This is a genomic window from Ornithinicoccus halotolerans (genome assembly GCF_009602535.1).
GTDB classification, from domain to species: Bacteria; Actinomycetota; Actinomycetes; order Actinomycetales; family Dermatophilaceae; genus Ornithinicoccus; species Ornithinicoccus halotolerans.
Genome location: NZ_WIQI01000187.1, coordinates 1 through 2,730 on the forward strand (window position 1 = coordinate 1; position 2,730 = coordinate 2,730).

Genomic DNA, 2,730 nt, shown 5'->3' on the forward strand with positions numbered 1-2,730 from the left:
CGCGCCAGCGCGGCCAACTCCTGGCTGCGGCGCAGTGCCGCCTCCAGCGCGAGCACGTCGGCAACCTCCGTCGGCACCCCGGCGCGCCCCGACCCGACCGGTCCCTGGGTGCCGCTGTCGCCGGACTCCGCGTCGGAACCACCGCCGCGGCCCACCGTGGCCAGGTCACACCCCGCCAGCCCGGCCAGCCCGGCCGCGCCGCCGACGGCCAGCAACCGCAGCAGGGCACGGCGGGAGGTGGCCTCGGGCATGGCCGGATCATGTCACGGTGAGGCACTAGAGTGACGTGTCCACAGGAGAAGACGGGAGGATCGGCATGGACGTCCCAGAGCGGGCCGCGGCGGTCCGCGAGCACCTCAGCGGGGCGCTCGCCGGCAGCGGTGTCGAGGTCGAGGACGTGGCGATCCTTCCCGCCGGCAAGCGTCGGCTGGTGCGGGTGACGGTGGCGCGCGAGCTGAGCGGGCTGCCCGAGGGGGACGACAGCAGCACCGTCGAGCCGTTGAGCCTGGACGAGGTGTCCGAGGCCACCCGGCTGGTGGGCGCCGCGATGGATGACGCCGACCTGATGGGGGAGGCGGCCTACACCCTGGAGGTGAGCTCTCCCGGCGTGGGGCAGCCGCTGCACCGGTGGCCGCAGTTCCGCCGCAACGTCGGCCGGCTGCTCCGGGTGACTCTGGTGGGGGGCACCGAGCACGAGGCACGGCTGACGGCTGCGCCGCCCGAGGCGGTCAGGCTCGACCCGCCGCTGCCGGACGGTCCCGACCCGGTGCCGCTGGACCACATCGCGCGCGCCGCCGTCCAGGTGGAGTTCACCCGCCCGAGCCGAAAGGAACGCTGATGGACATCGACATGGCCGTGCTGCGCTCGCTCGAGCGCGAGCGGGAGATCCCGCTGGACGTGATCGTCAACGCCATCGAGCAGGCCCTCCTCAGCGCCTACCAGCGGGTCGAGGGCCACTACCGGCACGCGCGGGTGGAGCTGGACCGGTCCACCGGTCACGTCACCGTCTGGGCGCGCGAGGAGGGCGAGATCGGCCCGGACGGGCTGCGCGGCGAGCCCGGCCCGGAGTTCGACGACACCCCGGAGGGGTTCGGGCGGGTCGCGGCTGCCACGGCGCGGCAGGTCATCGTCCAGCGGATGCGGGAGCTGGAGGACGAGGCGATCCTGGGCGACTTCCGCGCCCGCGAGGGCGACATCGCCTCCGGCACCATCCAGCAGTCCAGCGACTCCCGGTTCGTGCTGGTGGACTTCGGCACCGTCGAGGGCGAGCTGCCCACCTCCGAGCAGGTTCCGGGGGAGAGCTACGAGCACGGCCGGCGGCTGCGCTGCTACGTCGTCAGCGTCAAGCGCGGGCCGCGCGGGCCGCTGATCACGCTCTCGCGGACCCACCCCAACCTGGTCCGGCGGCTGTTCGCGCTCGAGGCACCGGAGATCGCCGACGGCACGGTCAAGATCGCGGCCCTGGCCCGGGAGGCCGGTCACCGCACCAAGATCGCGGTGCACACCAGCGTGGCCGGCGTGAACGCCAAGGGCGCCTGCATCGGGCCGATGGGCCAGCGGGTGCGGGCGGTGATGAGTGAGCTGCAGGGGGAGAAGATCGACATCGTCGACTACTCCGAGGACCCGGCCGAGTTCGTCGCCGCCGCGCTGTCCCCGGCGCGGGTGCAGTCGGTGTCGGTCGTGGACCGGGCCGCCAAGCAGGCCCGGGTGATCGTGCCGGACTACCAGCTGTCGCTGGCGATCGGGCGCGAGGGACAGAACGCCCGGCTGGCCCACAAGCTCACCGGCTGGAAGATCGACATCCGTCCCGACACCGCCCCGGACACCCCCGTCCCGCAGGGCGTCGTGGGCGGACCGGTGGGCGGCCGACCCCGCTGACCCTGTAGAGTGGAGGTTGCCGTGCGCCCGTCTGCGGGTGAGGCCTCCGGTCGTTCCGGTCCCATGCGGACCTGCGTCGGGTGCCGACACAGGGACGAGCAAGCGGCGTTGTTGCGTGTGGTCGCTGAGGCGGTCGGGCCCGACGAGTCCCCGCGGGGGGTCGTGCTCGTGCCGGACCAGCGGCGGCAGCGCCCCGGGCGCGGTGCGTACGTGCACCCCGAGCCCGGGTGCGTGCAGCGCGCGCTCCAGCGCAACGCCTTCGGGCGGGCCCTGCGAACCACGCAGGCCCCCGACGGTGGTCGGCTGCGAGCGTGGCTGGCGCAGCAGGCGTGACACAAGGTCCCGGGCCCGGCCCGGGAGCCGCGCCCCGGACGGAGGGGTGTGGCAAGGCGTGCGGGGTCGCGGACGTGGCCCTGTCATCGAAGAACCGGAAGCAGGTTTGTCGCTGATGAGCACCCGATGAGTACTCAGCAATGAGCACCCACCAGCAGTAGTCACGGCTGCGTGCCCCCTGGGCCTGGCCGTGGCGCGATCACAAGGAGAAACGTGGCCAAGGTCCGGGTCTACGAGCTCGCCAAGGAGCTCGGGGTCGAGAGCAAAGAGCTACTCGCCCACCTGAAGCAGCAGGGAGAGTTCGTGCGGTCGGCGTCGTCGACCATCGAGCCCCCTGTCGTGCGCAAGATTCGAGAGAACCCGCCGGAGCCGAGCAAGAAGCAGCCCTCCGGCGCCAAGTCCAAGCCCGCCAAGCCGGCCGACCGGTCGGGAAGCGGTCAGCCGGCGCGTGCGCGGCAGAGCGCCGAGGCCGACGGCGCCGCGACCGCGGCCGAGCCTCGCGGCGATGGGCCGCAGCCG

The 2,730-nt window shown here is 73.6% G+C and carries 5 protein-coding genes; 4 read left to right on the forward strand and 1 reads right to left on the reverse strand.

Annotation, left to right across the window (positions count from 1 at the left end):
* Positions 1–251 (reverse strand): hypothetical protein (locus GFJ45_RS15825; protein ID WP_228387201.1); only part of this gene is annotated, 251 nt, incomplete at its 3' end.
* 65 nt (positions 252–316) lie between these two features.
* On the opposite strand from GFJ45_RS15825, the gene GFJ45_RS15830 reads away from it, so the two are divergent.
* The 4 genes from GFJ45_RS15830 to GFJ45_RS16865 all read left to right on the forward strand — a co-directional run.
* A complete protein-coding gene (locus GFJ45_RS15830) occupies positions 317–838 on the forward strand; it encodes a ribosome maturation factor RimP (RefSeq protein WP_153398998.1) in 522 nt (173 codons plus the stop codon).
* A complete protein-coding gene (gene nusA / locus GFJ45_RS15835; protein WP_153399001.1) occupies positions 838–1,878 on the forward strand; it encodes a transcription termination factor NusA in 1,041 nt (346 codons plus the stop codon). The genes GFJ45_RS15830 and nusA overlap by 1 nt, the downstream gene beginning before the upstream one ends.
* A 63-nt stretch (positions 1,879–1,941) precedes the next feature.
* Entirely contained in the window at positions 1,942–2,211 is a 270-nt protein-coding gene (locus GFJ45_RS15840; protein ID WP_153399004.1) for a YlxR family protein, read from the forward strand.
* Positions 2,212–2,424: 213 nt separating this feature from the next.
* Positions 2,425–2,730: translation initiation factor IF-2 N-terminal domain-containing protein (locus GFJ45_RS16865; protein WP_228387202.1), on the forward strand; the 306-nt coding region annotated here is incomplete at its 3' end.

Excerpts from the sequence above, each read along its gene's own strand:
- nusA (WP_153399001.1), top strand. The coding sequence starts at position 838 with ATGGACATCGACATGGCCGTGCTGCGCTCGCTCGAGCGCGAGCGGGAG.
- GFJ45_RS15840 (WP_153399004.1), top strand. The coding sequence starts at position 1,942 with ATGCGGACCTGCGTCGGGTGCCGACACAGGGACGAGCAAGCGGCGTTG.
- GFJ45_RS15830 (WP_153398998.1), top strand. The coding sequence starts at position 317 with ATGGACGTCCCAGAGCGGGCCGCGGCGGTCCGCGAGCACCTCAGCGGG.